Genomic DNA, 22,027 nt, shown 5'->3' on the forward strand with positions numbered 1-22,027 from the left:
TAGTCTGTTATGAAAAATTGATAACGGTAAACGGGTTAAAAGAGGGCGGGATGGTAGCGCGCGTCAGCACGGTTGCGTTTCAGGGTATCGAGGGCGTTCCCGTCGAAGTGCAGGTGATGATCTCACCGGGCAAAGTGATGATGCATATTGTCGGGCTGCCGGATAAGGCGGTGGCCGAAAGCCGCGAAAGGGTGCAGGCAGCCCTTCACGCCTCCGGCCTGTCGCTGCCGCCGAAGAAGGTCACCGTCAATCTCGCGCCGGCGGACCTGCCCAAGGAAGGCAGCCATTTCGATCTTGCGATCGCGCTCGGATTGATGGCGGCGCTGGGCGCCATTCCGGCGGATGCGCTATCGGCCTATACCGTCATCGGCGAGCTCAATCTCGATGGCACGATCGCGCCTGTCGCCGGCGCTCTGCCGGCTGCGATCGCCGCCAACGCAATCGGCAAGGGGCTGATCTGCCCGGCCGAAAGCGGTCCGGAGGCCGCATGGGCCGGCCCGGACATCGATATTCTCGCACCGCGCAGCCTGATTGCGCTCGCCAATCATTTCCGCGGCACCCAGGTCCTGTCGCGCCCCGAACCGGCGATCCGCGCCAATGCCGCCAACTTCCCCGATCTTGCCGATATCAAGGGGCAGGAGAGCGCCAAGCGGGCGCTGGAGGTGGCGGCGGCTGGCAACCATAATCTGCTCTTGGTCGGTCCGCCCGGTTCCGGCAAGTCGATGCTGGCGTCGCGCCTGCCATCCATTCTGCCGCCATTGTCGACGGCGGAGCTGCTGGAAGTGTCGATGATCCATTCCGTCGCCGGCCAGCTCTCGGGCGGAAAGCTTTCCAATCGCCGGCCCTATCGCACGCCGCATCATTCAGCCACCATGGCGGCGCTGGTCGGCGGCGGTTTGCGTGCCCGCCCCGGCGAGGTATCGCTGGCGCATCATGGCGTTCTGTTTCTCGATGAATTGCCCGAGTTTTCGCCGCAGGCGCTGGATGCGTTACGCCAACCGCTGGAGTCGGGCGAATGCGTCATCGCCCGGGCCAATCATCGCGTTTCCTATCCCGCCAGCATTCAGCTTGTCGCAGCGATGAATCCTTGCCGTTGCGGCATGGCCGGCGAGCCGGGTCACACTTGCGCCCGCGGCCCGCGTTGCGTAGCTGATTATCAGGGCCGCATATCCGGACCGCTGTTGGATCGTATCGATATCCGCCTTGACGTGCCCGCCGTCTCCGCAGCCGATCTCATCCGCCCGACGACGGCCGAAAAGAGCGCCGATGTCGCGCTCCGCGTCGCCCGTGCCCGCGAAAGACAGCGCGAGCGTTTCGAGGCAGCCGGCGTGAAGGGCATCTCCACCAACGCCCGTTGCTCGACATCGATGATCGAGGCTATCGCCGAGCCGGATACTGCCGGCCTGCAATTGCTGCGCGACGCAGCGGAAAAGATGAAATTTTCTGCCCGCGGCTATCATCGCGTGCTGAAAGTGGCCCGCACGCTCGCCGATCTGGACGACAAGCAAATGGTCGGGCGTATCCATCTCGCAGAAGCCATTTCCTACCGCATTGCCGGCGAACGGCTGACCGCGGTAGTGTGAGCGCAAGCGGCTCAGATGACAAAGGGCGCCGCAGCGCCCTCTGAATGTTTGACGATTGAAGTAGTCTGTCTCAGCCGCCGAGACCTTCGAACAGCGCCGTCGAGAGATAGCGCTCGGCAAAGGAGGGGATGATGATGACGATATTCTTGCCTTCGTTTTCCGGCCGTTGACCGATCTTGATCGCAGCCGCCAGTGCTGCACCGGAGGAGATGCCGACCGGCACGCCTTCGAGCTTGGCGACGAGACGTGCCTGCTGGAAAGCCTCGTCATTGGTGACCGTGACGATCTCGTCATAGATGTGGGTGTCGAGAATCTTCGGAGCGAAGCCGGCGCCGAGACCTTGGATCTTGTGAGGGCCGGGATTGCCGCCGGAGAGAATCGCCGAGTCTGCTGGCTCGACGGCGACGACCTTGATATTCGAATTGCGGGCTTTCAGCACTTGGCCGACACCGGTGATCGTGCCGCCGGTACCAATGCCCGACACGAGGATATCGACCTTGCCGTCCGTATCGTTCCAGATTTCCTCTGCCGTCGTTTTGCGATGGATTTCCGGATTGGCCGGGTTTTCAAATTGCTGGGGGATGATGGCCTCCGGCAGCGTCGAGGCCAGTTCCTCCGCCTTGGCGATCGCGCCCTTCATACCCTTCGGACCTTCGGTCAGCACCAGCTCGGCGCCGAGCAGCAGCAGCATCTTGCGGCGCTCCATCGACATCGTTTCCGGCATTGTGAGGATCAGCCGGTAGCCCTTGGCGGCGGCGGCAAAAGCGAGCGCGATGCCGGTATTGCCGGAGGTCGGTTCGATCAGCACGCTCCTGCCGGGTGTGATCTTGCCCTGCGCTTCCAGGCTCTCGATCATGGCGACGCCGATACGGTCCTTGACGGAAGCGATCGGGTTGAAGAACTCGAGCTTCGCCAGCAGGTTGGCCTTGACGCCCTTCTCCTTGGCCAGCTTGTCGAGACGCACGATGGGCGTGTCACCAATGGTATCGGTGATAGAATCATACACGCGGCCGCGGCCTGGTTTACGGGTGTCGGACATGGGTAGCTCCCCCTCTATTGAAATCGCGGAGACACAATAGGATCAAACGCTGCCGGAAACCAGAATGGGATCACTCTGCCGACCCTGTGCTGCGGGAAAAGAATCTCCCACAGCGTTTTGTCGAGAAAGGTTTTTTCAGGCCGCCCGAGCGGCGATGAATGCTGCCGTACCGGCCAGAATACTGGCGGCGACCCGGTTCAAAATCTGCAGCGCTTTCGGTCTCTTAAGGAAAGTGCGGGCACGAGAAGCGAGCAGCATATAGGGGATGAGCACCACCAGAAGAACGACGAAAGTCGCCGCAAGCAGAATGGCATATTCGCGAAGCCCAATGCTGCCGATATCGATCAGCGTCGGTACGAGTGCCACGTAAAAAAGCATCGTCTTCGGATTGCCGAGGGTCACCAGCAGTCCGGAAAGGAAGGACATGCCTGCGCTGGTTGATTTTTTCGCCGCGACATCGGTAGAGAGCAATCCAGAAGTCCAAAGCTTCCAGGCAATGTAGGCGAGATAAAGCGCACCGGCGATCTTGATGACGATGAAGATCTCCGTGAAGGTCTGCGCCACGAAAGCGAGTCCGAGAATGACCGCCGTCAGGTAGATCGTGTCGCCGAGCACGAGGCCGAGGCCCATGAAGAAAGTCTCGCGAAAGCCGGAACCAAGCGCGCGGGCAACGATCGCAGTGACGCCCGGACCGGGAATCGCGGCCGCGATGAAAAGCGCGCCGCTGTAGGCGAGCAGGGCTGCAAACGTCATGGTGCATTCCTCCAGCAACAGGTGATTGCTCTATCCCACTGATCTTGCGTTTTCAAGCGATTGCGCAAACGGTGCGAACATACTACCAAGGGTTAACGGCCCCGTCGAAACTGTGTTGCACAAGGCTCCCATGTCGTCCGCATTGCTCCTGATCGACCTTCAGAACGCCATTTTGGCTGGCCTCGGCACGCCGGAGCGCCAGCCGGCGATCGACGCTGCCCTTGAAGGTGTCGTGGCGAGGCTTGCTGAACTGAAACATAAAGCTCGCGCCGCCGGCATTCCTTCCTTCATCGTGCAGCATGATGGCCAGGGAACGCATCGTCTGGCAAAGCGCGGCGAGGGCTGGCAGTTGCGCCGCGAAATCGCGCCGGAAGCCGGCGATGTCGTGGTACATAAGACAAGCTGCGATTCCTTCTTCGAGACCGATCTTGAGGCGCGCCTCCGCGCCAAGGGGATCACCCATCTCGTGATCGGCGGCTGCATGACGCAATTCTGCGTCGATACCACCGCGCGACGCGCCGTTTCGCTCGGCTTCGACGTAACATTGCTCTCGGATGGCCATACCACCGCCGATATGGGCAAGCTGACATTCGAGGCGATCATCGCTCATCACAATATGCTGCTGGACGGATTCGATGCCGGCCCGCATGAGGTCAAGCTAATCCCGACCGCCCGAATCGCCTTCTGAATTCATCCCCCGCCGGAGACCTCCATGCCGCATCTCGCCAGCATCATCACCTTTGCCTTGATCGCCGTCGGAATGGTGGTGACGCCCGGGCCAAACATGATCTATCTGGTGTCGCGATCGATCTCGCAGGGACCTACGGCCGGACTGATCTCGCTCGGCGGCGTGGCGCTCGGTTTCGTCTTCTACATGCTTTCGGCCGCGCTCGGCATCACGGCCTTCCTGTTCGCCGTGCCCTTTGCCTATGACGCGCTGCGTCTCGCCGGCGCGGCCTATCTCGCCTGGCTTGCCTGGAATGCATTGAAGCCGGGCGGCCGTTCCGCCTTTCAGGTCCGCGATCTACCGAAGGACGGGCCGCGCAAACTCTTCGCTATGGGCCTGGTGACAAGCCTGCTGAACCCGAAGGTCGCAGTCCTCTATCTTTCGCTGCTGCCGCAGTTCATCGATCCCGCGAACGGCAGCGTCTTCAGCCAATCGGTCATTTTCGGCTTCACCCACATTGCCGTCAGCGTGACCCTCAACTCCATCTTCGCACTGACGGCTGGTTCCGTCGCGCTGTTCTTCTCAAGCCGCCCATCTTTCATGCTGGTGCAGCGCTGGCTGATGGGCACGGTGCTTGCCGGGCTTGCGATGAGGATGGCCTTCGAGGCACAGCGATAGCAATTCCAGGAACGGCTTGAGATCAGAACACCGGCCGCATGAAGCTGCGTTCATAGCTGACGATACAACGCGTTTCCTCCGCATAAGCAAAAGCGGCGCGGCATTCGGAGTCTTCGGCCATCTCCTGCCGATAGGCCTCATAGGCGGCCAGACTCGGGAAACTGAAGAGCGCCAGCGCGATGTTGTTGGCGCCCTCATGCGGCAGGAAGTAGCCGTGATGCGTGCCGCCGAGCCGGTTGACGAGAGGGATCCAGAGCTTTGCGTAGTGTTCGAATTCCGCGAGCTTGTAGGGATCGATCGTATAACGAAGATAGCAGGTGATCATTCGGCGGCTTCCTTTGAAAGATGACCGCTTTTAGGACGCGGCAAGGCGATCGTCCAGCCGAGGTTCATACCGGCTGCTGCTGCTAAAATGATGACCGCACCAATGATCTGCGCTATGCCGAGCACATGTCCGAAGGCGAAGCGATCGACGACGATGGCGGCGATCGGATAGATGAAGGACAGAGCCCCGGTCAGATGCGTCGGCAGCTTCTGGATGGCGCCATAGAGCAGCACATACATCAAGCCGGTGTGGACAATGCCCATCGTCGCCAGAATGGACCATCCGCCGGCGTCTCGCGGCAAAGCAGAAAAATCGGCGAAAGGCAGGAGCATCAGAATGCCGGTCGAAACCTGGATCAGCGCGATCAGATGCGGCGGCGTGCCCTTCAGCCATTTGGCGGCGAGTGCTGCCAGCGCATAGAAGAAGGCGGCGCCGAGTGAGAGCAGGATGCCGATGGCATAGCTGCCGGTGGCCGTTGCTTCCGCCGGCTTGCCCTCAACAATGACGGCCATGCCGGCAAAAGCGAGACCCAGCCAGAACAGCTTGGTGATCGTGATTTTTTCGCCGAGAAACAGCGCGCCGAGACCCAGCAGCATGAACGGTTGGGTATTGTAGACCGTCGTCGCGATCGAGATTGAGGCATGCGAATAGGCGGCGAAAAGCAGCAGCCAGTTGAGGACGATGGCGACGCCGCCCGCGACGGCGATCGCAAAAGTCCGCGGGCTGAGAATGCCGGGGCGCAGCAGACCCATGGCGCCGCAGATAACAAGAAGGGTAAGCGCACCAAACAGGCATCGCCAGAAGACGACGCCCGTGACAGGCTGCCCGGACATCAACACGAACCAGCCGATCGTTCCCGAAATCAGCATCGCCCCCGTCATTTCCGCTGTGCCGCGCCTTATCTCATTCATTGCTTTCGCTCCCATTTATGAAGCTTGATAATATTGTTCTCAACGGACGGATGATATAATCTGAATAAAGAATATGGGGTGAATAGCCTAATAATGTGAGGTAAAAGAATGAGTGTGCCTAATGTGTCTGCGGAGCTCGACGCGATTGATCAACGCATGCTGGACGCCCTGGCGCGCAATGCCCGGATTTCGCTGAAGGAATTGGCCGAAGTGGCCGGCCTGTCGTCGCCGAGTGCGGCCGAGAGGCTGCGCCGGCTGGAGGAGCGGGGCGTCATTGCGGCCTTCACCGTCGATATCGTGCTGGAAGCGGTCGGCTATCCCCTGCAGGCGATCGTGCGCATCCGGCCGCTGCCTGGGCAATTGCATGTGGTCGAGCGCATCATCCAGGAGACGCCGGAATTCATCGAATGCGACAAGGTCACTGGCGACGACTGTTTCATCGGCCGCCTCGTCGTGCGCTCGATGGGAGAACTCGACGGCATACTGGACAAGATTGCCGAGCGCGCCGAGACCAATACGTCGATGGTCAAGGCAACCCCGGTCAAACGGCGACTGCCGCCTCTTTCGCGTTAAAACACCCTCAAACGCCAGTCGAGCCGAAGCCGCCGGCGCCACGCGTGGTTTCGCCGGCTTCGGTGATTTCGGCAATGCGCGCCTGCGTCACCGGCGCAATCACCATCTGCGCGATGCGCATGCCGCGGGTGATGTCGAACGGCTCTTCACCGAGATTGATGAGCAGCACCTTCACTTCGCCGCGATAATCGCTGTCGACCGTGCCGGGCGTGTTGAGGCAGGTTATGCCGTGCTTGAAGGCGAGGCCGGAGCGGGGGCGGATCTGGGCTTCGAAACCCTCGGGGATCTCGAAGATGAAGCCGGTCGGCACCAGCGCTCGTTTGCCGGGCGCGATCGTCAGGGTCGCACCCTCGTCGACAGCCGCGCGCAGGTCCATGCCGGCCGCCCCCTTCGTCTCGTAGGCGGGCAGATCGAGGCCCTGGCCGTGGGGCAGGCGAATGAGGTTCAGCGTCGGGCGCGTATCCGTGTGAATGGTCATGCGGCATTAGTTTGTGCTGGAACTGTCAAGGTCAATTGCAATCCCGCCTTTGAATCGCTAGATACAGCCGCAATTCACAGGATTTCACAAGCATGGCCGAAAGTCTCGCCGAGGCGGTTTCCCGCCGCCGCACATTCGCTATTATCGCCCACCCGGATGCGGGCAAGACGACGCTCACCGAAAAGCTGCTGCTCTTCGGCGGCGCGATTCAGCTTGCCGGCGAAGTCAAGGCCAAGAAGGATCGCATGCAGACGCGCTCCGACTGGATGAAGATCGAGCGTGAGCGCGGCATCTCGGTCGTGACCTCGGTCATGACCTTCGAATATGACGGCAACGTCTTCAACATTCTCGATACGCCCGGTCACGAAGACTTCGCCGACGATACCTATCGCACGCTGACCGCTGTCGATGCCGCCGTCATGGTCATCGACGCCGCCAAAGGTATCGAGCCGCGGACGCTGAAGCTGTTCGAAGTCTGCCGCATGCGCGACATCCCGATCATCACCTTCATCAACAAGATGGACCGCGAAAGCCGCGATCCCTTCGAGATCCTCGATGAAGTGGAAGAGAAGCTGGCCCTGGACACCGCTCCGGTCACCTGGCCGATCGGCCGGTCGAAGACCTTCTGCGGTTCCTATCGTCTGGCTGACAATACCGTCCGTGGTTCCGATACCGAGGTGGAGGCGACCCCGGTCAACGGCCCGCAGGCGGTCGCCGGTCGGCTGCCGGAAAATGAGCGGCAAGCCTTTATCGACGAGACCGAGCTCGCAATCGAAGCCTGCCGTCCCTTCGACCGGGAATCCTTCCTGGAAGGCCATATGACGCCGGTTTTCTTTGGCTCGGCTCTTCGCAATTTCGGTGTTCGCGATCTCATCAACGCACTCGGCGACTTCGCGCCGCCGCCGCGCGATCAGGTCGCCGATATCAGGACCGTGCAGGCGACCGACGACAAGATGACGGCCTTCGTCTTCAAGATCCAGGCCAACATGGACCCGAACCACCGCGACCGCATCGCCTTTGCGCGCATCTGCTCCGGCAAGCTGGAACGCGGCATGAAGGCCCGGCTGTCGCGCACCGGAAAGCAGCTCGGCCTGACGGCGCCGCAATTCTTCTTCGCCTCTCAGCGCCAGCTTGCCGACACCGCCTATGCCGGCGATGTCGTGGGCATTCCAAATCATGGCACGCTACGCATCGGCGATACACTGACGGAGGGCGAATCCCTGGTCTTCCAAGGCGTACCGAATTTCTCGCCGGAAATCCTGCGCCGCGTCCGCCTTGAGGATGCGATGAAGGCGAAGAAGCTGAAGGAAGCGCTGCAGCAGATGGCCGAAGAGGGCGTCGTGCAGCTCTTCTCGCCCGAAGATGGTTCTCCCGCCATCGTCGGGGTTGTCGGCGCCCTGCAACTCGACGTCTTGAAGGAGCGGTTGATGGCCGAATATGGCCTGCCGGTCTCCTTCGAAATGTCGCGCTTCTCCGTCTGCCGCTGGATCTCCGCCGACCAGACCGTCGACCTCGATAAGTTCGTCACCGCGCGCCGCGGCGACATCGCCCGCGACCTCGACGGCGATCCGGTCTTCCTCGCCCAAGACGGCTTTTCGCTGCGCTACGAAGCCGAACGTTATCCGGCTATCAAGATGGTCGCCATCAAGGAATATCACGCCGTCAAGGCGGCGTGACAGTATCGTCGATCGCAGAACGATGATCGTGCCGCGCCGGCCGTCATGAAACCCGCCTGACCGCACGCCGCTCGACCAGCGCTACATAAAGTGCCGCCAGCAAGGCGAGCGATGCCGATATGAGCATCAGAGCGAACAGGGTATGGATTGTCGCCGACTGCGCAAGGAACAGGCCGGCGATCGACCCTATCAGCGCTCCGCCGGCGATTCTCATGGCGGCGGCCAGTCCCGCGGCGGTGCCGACAAGATCGGGCCGGACGGACAGTGCGCCGCTATTGGCAGCAGGCATGGTCAATCCGTTGCCCAAGCCGATGAACATGCAGGGTCCGAAGAGTGCGAGACTATGGGTAATGCCCAGCATCGACAGGATCAGACCAACGGACAGGCCGAGACAGGTCAAGAGACGCGCAAGAACGAGAATGGTGGTGAGCGGGATCCTTGAGGCGTAACGACCGGCAAGATAGCTGCCCAGAATGAAGCCGGCAGGGACCAGCCCCATGTAAAAGCCGAGCTTCGCGCTCGATCCACGAAACGAGTCGCCGACAACCAATGGCGCCCCACCCAGGAATGCGTAAAGGACCCCCATCGAGCAGGCCATGCAGAGGGTATAAGCCCAAAACCGTACCGAACCGAGCAGCAGCCCGTAAGAGGCCAGATGGGTCCCGTTTGTTCTTGACGAAGGCGCCGTCGTTCCCTTCAGCTCGCGAATGGACAAAACGAAGGCACCCGCGCCAAGGATCGCCAGGACAATGAAGCATGCCTGCCATCCGAACAGCTCGTCCAGCGATCCGCCGAACAGAGGGCCGACCATCGGTGCTAGCGCCCATCCCATGGCCAGATACCCAAATTTGCTGGCGGCTTCGCGTTCACCCGACGTTTCCTTGATGACAACCAGTGCGACGGAATAGCAGGGCGCGATACAGGCCTGCATTGCGCGAAACAGCAGGAAAACGCCGATGTTGGGAGCCAGAACGCAGCCGATGGATGCGACGATGAAGACGGCGAGAGCCGTCAATACGACAGGCCTTCGTCCAAATCGATCCGATATCGCGCCTCCGATGACTTCCAAGAGCGCCGTCATAATCGAATAACCGGCAACCGAAAGGTTCACGAGTGCGAAATCGGCATGGAACGTTGTCGCAATATGCGGCAGCGACGGCAGGATCATGTTCACTGGCAGCACCGCGAGAGCCGAAAGCAGGATCAGGATCGTTAGGCGGGGCGGGGCAGCGATCGCAGTCATCTGCGTGCTGGAAGCCTGAATGGGACTGTCGCTCGTCATGGTCTCGTCCGTCTTGTCGGTGGGAAATAGCGAAAGTCTGACGAGGCGCGGCCCAATTTCCGGGCATAAAAAAGGCCCCGTCAGGAGCCTGCTTTCCGCGCATGGGTGCTTTCGCCGGATGGCTACGCCATCCTGCCCATGCGCTCTATCACGACGACGAGAACCGTTGCGATTGTCATGAGGCTACAGCTAGACAGAAATTTCCATGGCGTCAATGCGCCACCTGTTGCACCAAACAGAGTGCATTTCGCCATCGGGATATTCCTTGAGATATAACGCCATGCCATAGTGCGGCCGCCGAACTATTGTTCCGTTAGATGACGGTGCCGGTGTATCGGAGGGAAATCATGGTCCGCGAAAACGAAATCCGCGAAAACGAGGTCGCCATCGCGCCGCCGGCGGCGACGGATGCCGGTCTTGTCTTCATCGGCCGCATTTCGACGCCCTGGACCTCCCGCATGGAGACGCCGCGCCAGGGACGGCATGACGGTCCGATCTGCCGGATCGAGATTTTCGAGCCCTGGGTGCCGGCGCTGAAGGGCGTGGAGAACTTCGAGCGGCTGGAAATCCTATATTGGCTGGACCGCTCGCGCCGTGATCTTGTGCTGCAAAGCCCGGCCAGCGGCAAGGTGCACGGCACATTTTCGCTGCGCTCGCCGATGCGGCCGAACCCGATCGGCACCTCCATCGTCAAGCTGGAGGCGGTCGAAGGCGCCGTCTTGCTCGTGCGCGGCCTTGATTGCCTGGATGGCACGCCGCTTCTCGACCTGAAGCCGGACCGCACCCTGTTCAAACCGATCGCGCCGCCGCAGCCCGGCGATTTCCAGACCGGCGACGGCGAGACGGCGCATTATTGTCAGAAGGCGTGAAACTCAGTCGGCTGCGACGATAGCGTGCGAGGCCTTGGCCGCGGAACGTCACTCTCCACGCGGAAAACGCTGGTTCTCTTCCAGCACGTTCAAGTCCATATGGTTGCGCATATAGCGCTCGGATGCCTTCTGCAGCGGCTGGTAATCCCATGGATAATAGGCGCCGTTGCGCAGCGCCGCATAGACCACCCATCGCCGCGCCTGGCTTTCGCGTACGGCGGCGTCGTAGGTGGCGAGATTCCATCGCTGTCTGGCTTGCGCGGTCAATCGCGCCAGGATTTCGGCATGCGCGGGATCGTCCGCAAGATTGGTGAGTTCTTTGGGGTCGGCGTCGAGATCGAAAAGCAGGGGCGGGTCCTTGTCGCAGAGCGTCAGCTTATAGCGGCCGTCGCGCAGGCCGACGAGCGGCGCCTCCGATCCTTCAGCCGCATATTCCATCGGCACCGGGCCACGGCTTCCCGTGCCTTGAACGAGAGGAGCAAGGTCCTCTCCATCCGTCCATTGCCGCAGCGAGGCGATATCGATCCCGGCAAGACCGGCAAGCGTCGGCGTTACATCGAGCGTCGACACCGGCTGATCGATGCGTCGGGCATTCCAGCCGGGCGCTGCGATCATCAGCGGCACGCGGGCCGAGCCTTCGAAGAAATTCATCTTGAACCACAGGCCGCGGTCGCCGAGCATATCGCCATGGTCGGAAACGAAGAGCACGATTGTGTTGTCGGCCATGCGGCCGCGCTCCAGCGCGTCGAGGATTTCGCCGATCTTTTGATCGACATAGGAAATATTGGCGAAATAGCCGCGCCGGGCTCGGCGTATCTGTTCGGGCGTGATGTCGAAGGCAGTATGATCGCTCGCCTTCATCAGCCGCTGCGAATGCGGGTCCTGCTTGTCGAAGGGAATTTCCGCGACATCGGGATCGAGCGCCGGACAGTCCTCGTAGAGATCCCAGAAGCGGCGGCGGGCAACATAGGGATCGTGCGGATGAGTGAAGCTGACGGTCAGGCACCACGGCCGTTCGTCGTGTCGGCGCGACAGGTCGAGCAGTTTGCGGGCCGCATGATAGGCGACCTCGTCATCATATTCCATCTGGTTGGTGATCTCGGCGACGCCGGCTCCGGTCACGGAGCCGAGATTGTGATACCACCAGTCGATGCGTTCGCCCGGTTTCGTATAGTCCGGCGTCCAGCCGAAATCGGCGGGGTAGATATCGGTGGTCAGTCGCTCCTCGAAGCCGTGCATCTGGTCCGGCCCGACGAAATGCATCTTGCCGGAGAGCGCCGTCTGATAGCCCGCCGCCCGCAGATGATGTGCGAAGGTCGGAATATCAGAGGCAAATTCGGCAGCATTGTCATAGACGCGAGTGCGGCTCGGCAATTGGCCGGACATGAAGGAAGCCCGCGCCGGCGCGCAGAGCGGGCTTGCCGTGTAGCTGTTGGCGAAGCGCACGGAGCGTTTCGCCAGCGCTTTCAGCACGGGTGCGTGGAGAAAATCGGCCGGGCCGTCAGGAAACAATATTCCGTTCAACTGATCGACCATCACGATAAGGATATTCGGGCGCGCCATATTGGATGTCCTGGATGGATTAAAGACCGACCGCAGCCTTGACGGCATCGAGGCCGGGCTTGCCGTCGATTGTTGTCACGCCTGCAAGCCAAGGCGTCAAGCTCTCCGGATGCGCCTTGAGCCAAGCCGTCGCCGCAGTCTTGGCATCCTGGCCGCCGAGAATCGAACCCATCAGCGAATTTTCCATGCCGATGTCGAAAGTCAGATTGTGGAACAATTTCGCGGCGTTCGGGCAGGTGGCCGACCAGCCAGTACGCGCCAGCGTGTAGACTTGTGCGCCGCCGTAGTCTGGGCCGAAATAGGCGTCGCCGCCGGAGAGATAGGCAATCTTGAAACGCTCATTCATCGGATGCGGCGCCCAGGCGAGGAAGACGATCGCGTGCTTGTCCTTGCCGGCACGCTCGACCTGCGACAGCATTGCCTGCTCGCTCGATTCCACCAGTTCCCAGCCCTTCAGCCCGAAGTCGTTGGCGTCGATCATCTTCTGGATATTGGCATTGGACGGCGCGCCGGGTTCGATGCCGTAGATCTTGTGGTCGAAATCGTCGGCATGTTTCTGCAGGTCGGCGAAATCCTTGATGCCCTTGTCGGCGACATAGCTCGGAACGGCAAGGGTGAATTTCGCACCCTGAAGATTGCGGTTCAGCACTTCGATGGCTTTCGCCTTGTTGAGATCGTCGACGAAGGCTTTCTGTGCCGGCATCCAATTGCCGAGGAAGACATCGATCTCGCCGGTCTTCATCGACTGATAGCCGATCGGCACGGAGAGCGTCTTGATATCAGGCTCGTAGCCGAGTGCGCCGAGCAGCACACCCGTTATCCCATTGGTCGAGGTGATGTCGGTCCAGCCCGGATCGGAAAGATGGATAGTGCGGCAGGAATCGCTATCGGCCCTGGCGACGCCAGTGAAGGACAAGGCGGACAGCAAGGCGCCGACGGCAAGCCGGCCCATGGCAGAAATTCGCATGATGACAGTTCCCTTTTATTATTTGCTGATTTTATTGAACACCAGTAGCATTCGGCCTGTGAAGCAGGCTTTTTTCAATGGATGACAAAAGGAAATTCTATGGCTGAGCGGCCGGTTGATCTCGGATGGCTGCGAATTTTTGTCGAAGTGGCGCGCTCAGGCAGCCTCTCGTCAGCCGCAGCAAACCTCGGATTGACCCAGCCGGCGGTCAGCTATCAGATCCGGCGGATCGAGGAGCAGATAGGCGTTACGCTCTTCGATCGCCAGCATCGCGGTGTCGCGCTGTCCCCCGAGGGCCGCCGCCTGTTCGAGATCGCGGAGAAGGCGGTCGGCGGCGTCGATTCACTGGTGCGCAGCTTTCGCGCCGAGGCTGAGCGGCCGGCAGTGCGGCTTAAGACCGACTATGCCTTTTCGGCGCTCTGGCTGATCCCCCGCATGCATCGATTTCGCCTGCTTCATCCGGAGCTGGATATCCAGATCGTCGCTACGCAGCGGCAGGAGCGTAGCCATTCGGAAAACGGTGACGTCGCCGTCGTCTTTGGCGCACGGGAGGAATTTGGGCCGGAAGCGGCCTTGTTGTTGCCTGAGAAGGTCGCGCCGATCTGTTCGCAGGGCTTCGCCGAAAAATACGGTCCCTTCAGTGATCCAAGCCGCCTGGCACAAGCGACGCTCGTGCATCTGGACACGGAAACACCGTCGCCCTGGTTCGATTGGAAGAGCTATTTCGCTGCACTTGGCATCAGCCGCGATAGCTATGCCGGCCATGGCGATCTGCGGTTCAATACGTATTCGCTGGTCGTTCAGGCGGCGATCGGCGAGCAGGGATTGGCGCTCGGCTGGATGGGATTGGTGGATTCGCTATTGGCCGGGCGCATGCTAGTGACCGCAGGGCCGGTGCTGGACGGACCGAACCGCGGCTATTGGCTTCTGCCGCCGAAGTCGCAGAGTATTCATGCCGAGCGGCTGACGGAATGGCTGGTCAGGGAAGCGGCGGTGATGTAGCCGGTGCCCGTCACTCCGCTCTCAGATCCGTCAGGAAGGTATCGCACCAGCGCGAAACGTCGTTTTCCAGCAGGTGGTCCATCATGCCGCGCCAGCGCTCGCGCCGTTCTTCCAGCGGCATATTGATGCTGCGCGCCAAGGCATTTGCCGTGCCGTCAACATCATAGGGATTGACCAGCAACGCACCTTTCAATTCGCGCGCCGCACCGGCGAAACGTGAGAGCACCAGCACGCCGGGATCGTCCGGATCCTGCGCCGCCACGTATTCCTTGGCGACGAGGTTCATGCCGTCGCGCAGCGGCGTCACCAGGCCGACTTTCGCCAGCCGGTAGAGGCCGGCGAGGATCGGACGGCTGATCGAGCGGTTGATATAGCGGATCGGCACCCAATCGACGGTGCCGATCGCACCGTTGACCCGGCCGGCCTGCTCGGCGACCGCATGCTGCATCGCCTCGTATTCAGGCACCTCTGAACGCGATTTCGGGGTGATCTGCAGGTAGGTGACACGGCGCTGATGGGCCGGATTGTTGGTGATGAAGCGTTCGAATGCGTCGATGCGTTGCGTGATCCCTTTGGAGTAATCGAGCCGGTCGACGCCGATGATCAGGTCGCGGCCTTCGATGCTTTGCCGCGCCTTGCGCACCATGTTGTGGGCTGCGGCCTTGCGGGCAAAGGCGGCGAAGGCCGCAGTCTCGATGCCGATCGAGTAGGCGCCGCCACGAAAATTGTGGCCGTGAGAGCTGAAATGGCCGGGACTGTTTTCAACCCCCATGCCTTCGCGCTTCAGGCAGCCGGCGAAATTTTCGAGATCGTATTTGGTCTGGAAACCGAGAAGATCATAGGAGGAGAGGCCTCGCATGATTTCTTCGTGCACGGGCATGGTAAAGAGCACGTCGGCCGGCGGCCAGGGAATGTGCAGGAAAAAACCGATGCGGTTCTTGAACCCCATTTCCCTCAGCTCCGCGGCCAAGGGAATGAGATGATAATCATGCACCCAGATGGTGTCGTTGGGCTCGATCAGCGGCGCCAGCCGGTGAGCGAAGAAACGGTTGACGCGGAAATAGCTCGCCATTTCCTTGCGGCCATATTCAGCCAGGTCCAGCCGGTAATGGCAGATCGGCCAGAGCACACGGTTTGCGAAGCCTTGGTAATATTCCTCGACATCGGTCTGGGTAAGATCCGTCAGTGCATACGTGATATTGCCGTCTTGGGTCAGCACGAGCGGTTCAGGTTCGATATCGCCACTCGATTTGCCGGACCAGCCCATCCAGACACCGCCGCGCTCGGCAAGGGCAGCCTGCAGCGCCACGGCAAGCCCGCCCGCCGCTGCCGCACCTTTGTTGTCGGGGACGGAAACGCGGTTGGAAACAATGATGAGACGACTCACGGAATGCTCCTTTCAAGAGGGCCGCGGCGGTAGCCGAAATGACCAAAAAGATTATTTGGCAAGCGCCGCGAGTATCTCTCGTAAACGCCCGGGCGAGGGAATGGATGCACGGGCGAGCGTCTTGCCCTTGGGTGGGCCGATGCGTACGGATTGACCGCCGAGGCGGTTCGCGACGGCGAACATGGTCTCGTCGGTGACGTCGTCACCGATCGCGAGAGGCCGCCGCCCGTTGAAGGGTGGCTCATTGAGAAAGGCTTCGATGGCATGCCCTTTGCTCGCGTGCGCCGGACAGATTTCGATCACAAGCTTGCCGTGCTGCAGGATCCAGTCTGGGCCAGCTTCCTGCAGATAGCGCTGCATCGTTTCGGCGACGTCGGCTTCGCGCTCGGGTGCCAACCGGTAGTGAACGGCGACAGCGGCTCCTTTGTCTTCGACGAGCACGCCGGGCCAGACCTGGACCTCCCGTGCGATCCTAAGCTTCATCTCCTGAAAGGCGGGCGGAATCAGCGCGCGCCGGAGGCGTCCCGCCGTATCGCGCCGTTCAGCGCCGTGCAGGCCGGCGACAGAGAAGTGGAAGGGGGCAAACAGAGGATCCACAAAGGCAACCGCGCGACCGGTCACCAGCGCCAGCGCGCCGCCGAGTCGGCGGGACAGCGTCTCAAGCACAATGGGCAGGGACGGGGGGACTGCGATCGCCTCCGGGGTTTCGGCGAGATCGAGCAGCGTTCCGTCTATGTCGAGGAACAGCGCCCATTCGTGAGGATACAATGAGAGTGCGGTGAGCGCCGGCTCATTCGGCGGCGTTGGTTCGGCTTCACCCTGTTCGGGCTGTTCCTCGTAAGTCATGGAGGCTTAGCTATGGCGCGCTTTTCGTTCGGCAAGGGAAAAACGACCACAACGGACGTTTATTCCGGGAATGGCGGCCCGAAAGTGCTGCAGTATCGGCAATCGATAGATGCAAAAAAGGGTCGCACGAAGCGACCCTTCCATGAGTTTTGGCCCGTAACTGGCCTGAAGCGCAAAACGCTTCCGGAAGGCTTGATCAGAGCGAGGGCTGCCTCGCAACGCTCACAACCATTTCCATGCCTGATACGCGGACCGAAATCTCACTAGACATTGGATCACCTTCCTTTCGTTACGTTGACGATATGCCTAACGTAACTCAAATCTCATCGATTTCAAGGGGCGTACATGAGAGATGCTTCACTCTTCATGTCGCATTGAAACGCAGGGGTTCGTTCAACTTTTGCGTGATATTCATCGCGGCAGTTGGCAGCGAAAGCAGCGCCTGTCTGTGCCAGCGGACAGGATCGGGGAAGATGGGCAACCTCGACCGTGGCGATCGGCCTCGCCGTCAACAAGGAGGTGAGCTATGTGGTTTCCACTTAGCATCACGCTTTGGGTAAGAAAAACCCGGACTAGCTGGCAAGTGCAAGTCCGGGTCAATTTCTTCAGCTAAAGCAAACGAGGGGTGGGCTGCAACCCGCCCCTCACTCCCTCAATATAGGCCAAGCTGACATCTTCATCAAGCTGCAGCGAGAGGCTACAGAGCCGCAGGTATGTTCACAGAAGAATAATGCTGCTCAGCCAAAATGTGATCGGACGAAGTGTCAAATATCTGTCACCTTCGCCTCTCAATCGTTGGTAAATTAAGAGTTTATTACCTATTCGGTACGAACAATCGTCCTTGATTTTGACATTCTCCCGCGGGACAGGAAGCGAGCGGGAATTGGAGCGAAAGACGCATGTGTCGCTGGGCAGCCTATCGTGGAGACCCCCTCTATCTGGAAGAGCTGGTGTCTTCGCCTGCCCACTCCCTGATCGAGCAATCGCACTGCGCCACGCGCGCCAAGACGGCGACCAACGGCGATGGATTCGGCATTGCCTGGTATGGCGACCGGCCGGAACCGGGCCGCTATCGCGATATCTTGCCTGCCTGGTCCGATTGCAATCTCAAGAGCTTGGCACGCCAGATCCGTTCGCCGCTCTTTCTCGCCCATGTCCGCGCGGCGACCGGCGGCGGCACGCGTCGCGACAATTGCCATCCTTTCGTGCATGAGAACTGGTCCTTCCAGCACAACGGGCAGATTTCCAATTTCGACCGGTTGCGCCGGCCGATGGAATCCATGCTCGATGATCAGCTTTTTCACGCCCGCGGCGGCACGACCGATTCCGAGCTTCTGTTCCTGCTGGCCTTGCAATTCGGTCTTGCATCCAATCCGTTTGCCGCGATCTCGGAAACCATCGGTTTTGCCGAGGGCCTGTCGGTTCATCTGACCGGTTCCGCGCTTGTGCGCTTCACGGCCGCTTTTTCCGATGGCAAGTCGCTGTATGCGGTGCGCTATGCCACCGACCGTAAGGCGCCGACGCTCTATGCCTCGCCTGTCGGCAGCGGCTATTGCCTCGTATCTGAGCCGTTGAACGACGATATCGATGCCTGGACGGAAGTTCCGGATGGCAGCGCCGTATTGATAGACGATATGGGCGTCCACATCACGCCCTTCCAGCCGGAAAAGCGCGCATCCGTCGGACCGGAAGCGCCTCTCACGATCCCAGCTTGAACTGTTCGGCAATCAAAGCCGCCAGACGCACCGCCACTTCTTCCTTGTCGAGATCGGGCCATTGCTCCACGCCGCTATGGCGGACGAGTTTCACGCTGTTCCGCGTGCCGCCCATGATGCCGGTTGACGGCGAGACATCGTTGGCGACGATCATGTCGGCACCCTTGCGCTCCAGTTTCGCCCTGGCATTCACCTCTACGTCCTGCGTTTCGGCGGCAAAGCCGATGACGACTTTCGGTCGCTGCGTGTGATGGCCGACGGTTTTCAGGATGTCGGGATTTTCGGTGAGCGCCAACGTCGGAATGGATTCGCCCGGATGTTTCTTGATCTTCTGATCGGCGGCCGAGGCGACGCGCCAGTCGGCGACAGCCGCAACCATCACGGCGATGTCGGCCGGAAGTGCCGAAAGCACGGCATCGCGCATCTCTTCCGCCCGCTCGACATGGACGACATGCATGCCCATCGGATCGGGGATCGAAACAGGCCCGGAAACGAGCGTGACATCGGCGCCGAGAGCCGCAAGTGCTGCGGCGATGGCATGGCCTTGCCTGCCGGAAGAGCGGTTGGCGATATAGCGCACCGGGTCGATCGGCTCATGCGTCGGACCCGACGTGACGACGGCCTTCCTGCCGGCGAGTGGTCTTGCCCTGTCATCCAGCCGCATCTCGGCGGCAGCGACGATCTCCAGCGGCTCGGCCATGCGACCGGTGCCGGCCTCCTTGCTCTCGGCCATTTCGCCGGCCATAGGCCCGACGAAGCGGATGCCGTCGCCCCTCAATATCTCGATATTGCGCTTCGTTGCCGGATGCGCCCACATCCTCGGATTCATGGCAGGTGCTGCGAGCACGGGCCGGTCGGTCGCGAGCAGCACGGTCGACGCAAGGTCATCGGCAAGGCCATTGGCCATCTTGGCCAGGAGATCGGCGGTCGCCGGCGCAATCAGCACCAGGTCACAGTCACGCGCCAGCCTGATATGGCCGACATCCTGCTCGTCTTGTCGGGAAAACAGGTCGGTGAAGACATGATCCGCCGCCAGCGCGCCGACGGCAAGCGGCGTGATGAATTGCTGTGCCCCCGATGTCATGATCGGGCGGACGGACGCGCCGCGCTCGCGTAGCCGCCGAATGAGGTCGAGGCTCTTATAGGCCGCGATGCCGCCGGAAATGATGAGAAGGATGCGTTTTCCCGCGAGAACCATGGCCCGAACCCGTCGCCTGTTTTTATGCTCATGAACCTAAGCCTTTGGCACACAATAGGCAATCGGCAGCCGTATCAGGCGAAGATATCGACGAGAAGTCGATGAAGATGCCCACCTTTGTCGGCGCGTGATCGAGGCGCTGCCATCGACCAGCTATGTGTGAGAACGTGTCTGTTTTTCTGTCCGATGCACAGAGAATTGGGAGCAGAGCGCCTGACTATGCTATCAGGCTCATGAGATTGGCAACAACGGGCGATCGCTGCGCTTTGAGGCTCGCAAGGCCAAGCCGCGCCACGACCGGCGGCCCATCGATCGGTCGATAGGCCACGCCGTCGAGCTTGATCTGTGCGATGGAAGCCGGAACGATGGAAACGCCCAGATTGGCGGCGACGAGATTGACGACGGAGGGGATTTGCGGCGCCTCCTGCATCACCACGAGCTCGAAGCCCGCTTCGCGGCAGGCCGCGACGATATCGTCATAGAGGCTGAGCCCCACCATGCGCGGGAAGAGGATGAAGGGCTCGCCGGCCAACGCTGCAACCGGCACGCGCTCTTTCTTCGCCAACGGATGATGCGCCGGCAGCGCGATCAGCATCGGCTCGTCGGCAAAGCGCTTCAGGCGCACATCCCGCGGGTCTTCCAGGCCTGGGCGGATAAAGGCAGCATCGATCTCGCCGCGCATTAGCCGTTCCATCAGCCCTTGGGTGTTCATCTCGGTCAATGAAAGCCGCACTTCCGGCCAATGACCTCGAAATTCGCGGATGGTCGCCGTGACGATGGTGTTGAAGGCCGAGGATGCGGTGAAGCCGAGTGCCAGCCGCCCGATTTCGCCGCGATTGGCACGCTGGGCGGCGAGCTTTGCCTTTTCCGCCGCTTCGACCGCCGCTCTCGCTTCTGTGAGAAAGGCCTCGCCGGCTGCCGTCAACTCCGCGCCATGCGGTACTCGGTGGAACAGTTGTGCTCCCACCTCGTTTTCCAGGTCCCGGATCTGTTGGCTGAGCGGCGGCTGGCCGATGCCGAGATTGGCGGCGGCGCGGGTGAAATTTCCCGCTTCCGCGAGTGCCAGAAAATAGCGGATATGACGTAGCTCCATCGCTATCTCCAAAAGCTATTGAGATCGCCTGTTCCATATATTGGACTAATGAAGCGGGCCTGACTAGATTTGAGGGCAAGAAAGGTTGTGTGCCCCATGTTCCGCGCCGCCAGCAAGCAAACCGTTGCTTCCGAAGTCCCGTCCCGTCCCGAACTGACGCTCGTCAGGAATGAGCCGCAGATCGAGTCCCGCCAATTCCTGACGCGCGGAACGCCCGCCTTCCGCCGCGCGACCATTGCTCTGTTTCTCTCGGGCTTTGCCACCTTTTCGCTGCTCTATTGCGTGCAGCCGCTGATGCCGATCTTTTCCGAGGATTTCGGTGTCACGCCCGCTGCAAGTTCGCTGTCACTGTCGCTTTCGACCGGCTTCCTGGCCTTTGCGATTTTCGGTGCGGCCGCCGTTTCCGAAAGCCTCGGCCGTCGCAGCCTGATGTTCATATCGCTGCTCGGTGCAGCAATTTGTACGCTCGTCTGCGCGGCGTCGCCGAGCTGGCATATGTTGCTTGTCGTTCGCGCGCTCGAAGGCTTCCTGCTGGGCGGCGTACCGGCTGTCGCCATGACCTATCTGGCCGAGGAGATCGAACCGCGCGGCCTTGGCGGCGCCATGGGTCTCTATATTGCCGGCAATGCTTTTGGCGGCATGGCCGGCCGCGTGGTGACGGGTACGATCGCCGAATTCCTAAGCTGGCGGCCGGCACTGGCCGTTGTCGGCATTCTCGGCCTGAGCGCCGCCCTCGGCTTCCTCTATTTACTGCCACCGTCCCGCAATTTTGCCCCGCGAAAAGGCTTCAATGCCACCTTTCACGTGAAGGCCTGGGCCGGTCACTTCCGCAACCCGGCGCTGCCGCTGCTCTTTGCCATCGGTTTCCTCGCCATGGGTTCCTTCGTCACCGTCTATAATTATGTCGGCTTCCGCCTCGTCGCCGCGCCCTACGATCTCAGCCAGACCGAGCTCGGCCTGATCTTCACGGCCTATCTCTTCGGCATCGTCGCCTCGTGGGTTGCGGGTCTCCTCGGCGATCGCATCGGCCATTTCGTCGTGCTGCCGGTGGGCGTGCTGATCGCGGCACTCGGCGTAGCGGTGACGCTTTCCGGTTCCTTGCCGCTCATCATCCTTGGCATCGTTCTGGTGACGATCGGCTTCTTCATGACCCACTCCGTCGCCAGCGCGCTTGTTGGGCGGCTTGCCCGCAGCTTCAAGGGGCATGCCTCCTCGCTCTACCTGCTGGCCTATTATCTGGGCTCCAGCATTGCTGGTTCGGTCGGCGGTTATTTCTGGCTTGCCGACGGCTGGAATGCCGTGGTTGCCTTTATCCTCGTCATGCTGGCAATGTGTCTCGTCAGCGCCCTTGCCGTTGCAAAGGTAGCGCGTCGTTGAGGCGGGAGGCTGCCATGATCCGTGTCGACCATTTTGATCATCCGA

Annotated in this window: 21 protein-coding genes; 9 read left to right on the plus strand and 12 right to left on the minus strand. The window is 61.0% G+C overall.

Annotated features, from left to right (window positions below; all coding sequences use genetic code 11):
- Positions 1-50: 50 nt before the first annotated feature.
- On the plus strand, positions 51-1,583 hold the full coding sequence (locus QA646_RS18675) for a YifB family Mg chelatase-like AAA ATPase (RefSeq protein ID WP_283056856.1): 1,533 nt from the start codon (positions 51-53) through the stop codon (positions 1,581-1,583).
- Positions 1,584-1,653: 70 nt separating this feature from the next.
- On the opposite strand, the gene cysK is transcribed toward QA646_RS18675, so the two are convergent.
- On the minus strand, positions 1,654-2,622 hold the full coding sequence (gene cysK / locus QA646_RS18680) for a cysteine synthase A (RefSeq protein WP_283056857.1): 969 nt from the start codon (positions 2,620-2,622) through the stop codon (positions 1,654-1,656).
- Positions 2,623-2,757: 135 nt separating this feature from the next.
- Positions 2,758-3,375, minus strand: coding sequence for a LysE family translocator (locus tag QA646_RS18685; RefSeq protein WP_283056858.1), 618 nt, complete (start codon positions 3,373-3,375; stop codon positions 2,758-2,760).
- A 130-nt stretch (positions 3,376-3,505) separates the two neighbouring features.
- On the opposite strand from QA646_RS18685, the gene QA646_RS18690 reads away from it, so the two are divergent.
- Both QA646_RS18690 and QA646_RS18695 read left to right on the plus strand, forming a co-directional pair.
- A complete protein-coding gene (locus QA646_RS18690) occupies positions 3,506-4,063 on the plus strand; it encodes a cysteine hydrolase family protein (RefSeq protein ID WP_283056859.1) in 558 nt (185 codons plus the stop codon).
- Between the two features lie 24 nt (positions 4,064-4,087).
- Complete coding sequence (locus tag QA646_RS18695) at positions 4,088-4,720, plus strand: LysE family translocator (protein ID WP_283056860.1); 633 nt, start codon at positions 4,088-4,090, stop codon at positions 4,718-4,720.
- A gap of 22 nt (positions 4,721-4,742) precedes the next feature.
- Here the strand turns inward: QA646_RS18695 and QA646_RS18700 are convergent, their stop codons facing one another.
- Both QA646_RS18700 and QA646_RS18705 read right to left on the minus strand, forming a co-directional pair.
- Positions 4,743-5,045 carry an NIPSNAP family protein gene (locus tag QA646_RS18700; protein ID WP_283056861.1) on the minus strand — a complete coding sequence of 101 codons (303 nt, stop codon included), beginning with the start codon at positions 5,043-5,045 and terminating at the stop codon, positions 4,743-4,745.
- Complete coding sequence (locus tag QA646_RS18705) at positions 5,042-5,956, minus strand: DMT family transporter (protein ID WP_283056862.1); 915 nt, start codon at positions 5,954-5,956, stop codon at positions 5,042-5,044. Before QA646_RS18705 ends, QA646_RS18700 begins: the two co-directional genes overlap by 4 nt.
- Before the next feature lie 108 nt (positions 5,957-6,064).
- Between QA646_RS18705 and QA646_RS18710 the strand changes: the two genes are divergently transcribed.
- Positions 6,065-6,529 (plus strand): Lrp/AsnC family transcriptional regulator, encoded by a 465-nt coding sequence (locus QA646_RS18710; RefSeq protein ID WP_283056863.1) that lies wholly within the window; start codon positions 6,065-6,067, stop codon positions 6,527-6,529.
- Positions 6,530-6,536: 7 nt separating this feature from the next.
- Here QA646_RS18710 and dut read toward each other — a convergent pair whose 3' ends face one another.
- Positions 6,537-7,007, minus strand: coding sequence for a dUTP diphosphatase (dut, locus tag QA646_RS18715; protein WP_283056864.1), 471 nt, complete (start codon positions 7,005-7,007; stop codon positions 6,537-6,539).
- A 92-nt stretch (positions 7,008-7,099) separates the two neighbouring features.
- Here dut and QA646_RS18720 point away from each other — a divergent pair, with 92 nt between their 5' ends.
- On the plus strand, positions 7,100-8,683 hold the full coding sequence (locus tag QA646_RS18720; protein ID WP_283056865.1) for a peptide chain release factor 3: 1,584 nt from the start codon (positions 7,100-7,102) through the stop codon (positions 8,681-8,683).
- A gap of 43 nt (positions 8,684-8,726) precedes the next feature.
- On the opposite strand, the gene QA646_RS18725 is transcribed toward QA646_RS18720, so the two are convergent.
- Positions 8,727-9,965 (minus strand): MFS transporter, encoded by a 1,239-nt coding sequence (locus tag QA646_RS18725; RefSeq protein WP_283056866.1) that lies wholly within the window; start codon positions 9,963-9,965, stop codon positions 8,727-8,729.
- 347 nt (positions 9,966-10,312) lie between these two features.
- On the opposite strand from QA646_RS18725, the gene tsaA reads away from it, so the two are divergent.
- Positions 10,313-10,834, plus strand: coding sequence for a tRNA (N6-threonylcarbamoyladenosine(37)-N6)-methyltransferase TrmO (tsaA, locus tag QA646_RS18730; RefSeq protein ID WP_283056867.1), 522 nt, complete (start codon positions 10,313-10,315; stop codon positions 10,832-10,834).
- A gap of 48 nt (positions 10,835-10,882) precedes the next feature.
- On the opposite strand, the gene betC is transcribed toward tsaA, so the two are convergent.
- Together betC and QA646_RS18740 are read right to left on the minus strand one after the other, a co-directional pair.
- Complete coding sequence (gene betC / locus QA646_RS18735) at positions 10,883-12,397, minus strand: choline-sulfatase (RefSeq protein ID WP_283056868.1); 1,515 nt, start codon at positions 12,395-12,397, stop codon at positions 10,883-10,885.
- A 19-nt stretch (positions 12,398-12,416) separates the two neighbouring features.
- Positions 12,417-13,367 carry a choline ABC transporter substrate-binding protein gene (locus QA646_RS18740; protein WP_283058916.1) on the minus strand — a complete coding sequence of 317 codons (951 nt, stop codon included), beginning with the start codon at positions 13,365-13,367 and terminating at the stop codon, positions 12,417-12,419.
- A 96-nt stretch (positions 13,368-13,463) separates the two neighbouring features.
- On the opposite strand from QA646_RS18740, the gene QA646_RS18745 reads away from it, so the two are divergent.
- Positions 13,464-14,366, plus strand: a complete 903-nt coding sequence (locus tag QA646_RS18745) for a LysR family transcriptional regulator (protein ID WP_283056869.1) — start codon at positions 13,464-13,466, stop codon at positions 14,364-14,366.
- A 10-nt stretch (positions 14,367-14,376) separates the two neighbouring features.
- On the opposite strand, the gene otsA is transcribed toward QA646_RS18745, so the two are convergent.
- Positions 14,377-15,753 (minus strand): alpha,alpha-trehalose-phosphate synthase (UDP-forming), encoded by a 1,377-nt coding sequence (otsA, locus tag QA646_RS18750; RefSeq protein ID WP_283056870.1) that lies wholly within the window; start codon positions 15,751-15,753, stop codon positions 14,377-14,379.
- Positions 15,754-15,804: 51 nt separating this feature from the next.
- On the minus strand, positions 15,805-16,599 hold the full coding sequence (gene otsB, locus QA646_RS18755; RefSeq protein WP_283056871.1) for a trehalose-phosphatase: 795 nt from the start codon (positions 16,597-16,599) through the stop codon (positions 15,805-15,807).
- A gap of 899 nt (positions 16,600-17,498) precedes the next feature.
- Here otsB and QA646_RS18760 point away from each other — a divergent pair.
- Positions 17,499-18,314 carry a class II glutamine amidotransferase gene (locus QA646_RS18760; protein WP_283056872.1) on the plus strand — a complete coding sequence of 272 codons (816 nt, stop codon included), beginning with the start codon at positions 17,499-17,501 and terminating at the stop codon, positions 18,312-18,314.
- Here the strand turns inward: QA646_RS18760 and coaBC are convergent.
- Both coaBC and QA646_RS18770 read right to left on the minus strand, forming a co-directional pair.
- Complete coding sequence (gene coaBC / locus QA646_RS18765; protein WP_283056873.1) at positions 18,298-19,512, minus strand: bifunctional phosphopantothenoylcysteine decarboxylase/phosphopantothenate--cysteine ligase CoaBC; 1,215 nt, start codon at positions 19,510-19,512, stop codon at positions 18,298-18,300. The two genes, QA646_RS18760 and coaBC, sit on opposite strands and share 17 nt — an antisense overlap.
- 217 nt (positions 19,513-19,729) lie before the next feature.
- Complete coding sequence (locus tag QA646_RS18770; protein ID WP_283056874.1) at positions 19,730-20,605, minus strand: LysR family transcriptional regulator; 876 nt, start codon at positions 20,603-20,605, stop codon at positions 19,730-19,732.
- Between the two features lie 96 nt (positions 20,606-20,701).
- On the opposite strand from QA646_RS18770, the gene QA646_RS18775 reads away from it, so the two are divergent.
- Entirely contained in the window at positions 20,702-21,982 is a 1,281-nt protein-coding gene (locus tag QA646_RS18775; protein WP_283056875.1) for an MFS transporter, read from the plus strand.
- Positions 21,983-22,027 lie beyond the last annotated feature (45 nt).

Source organism: Rhizobium sp. CB3090, assembly GCF_029714285.1.
GTDB lineage: Bacteria > Pseudomonadota > Alphaproteobacteria > Rhizobiales > Rhizobiaceae > Rhizobium.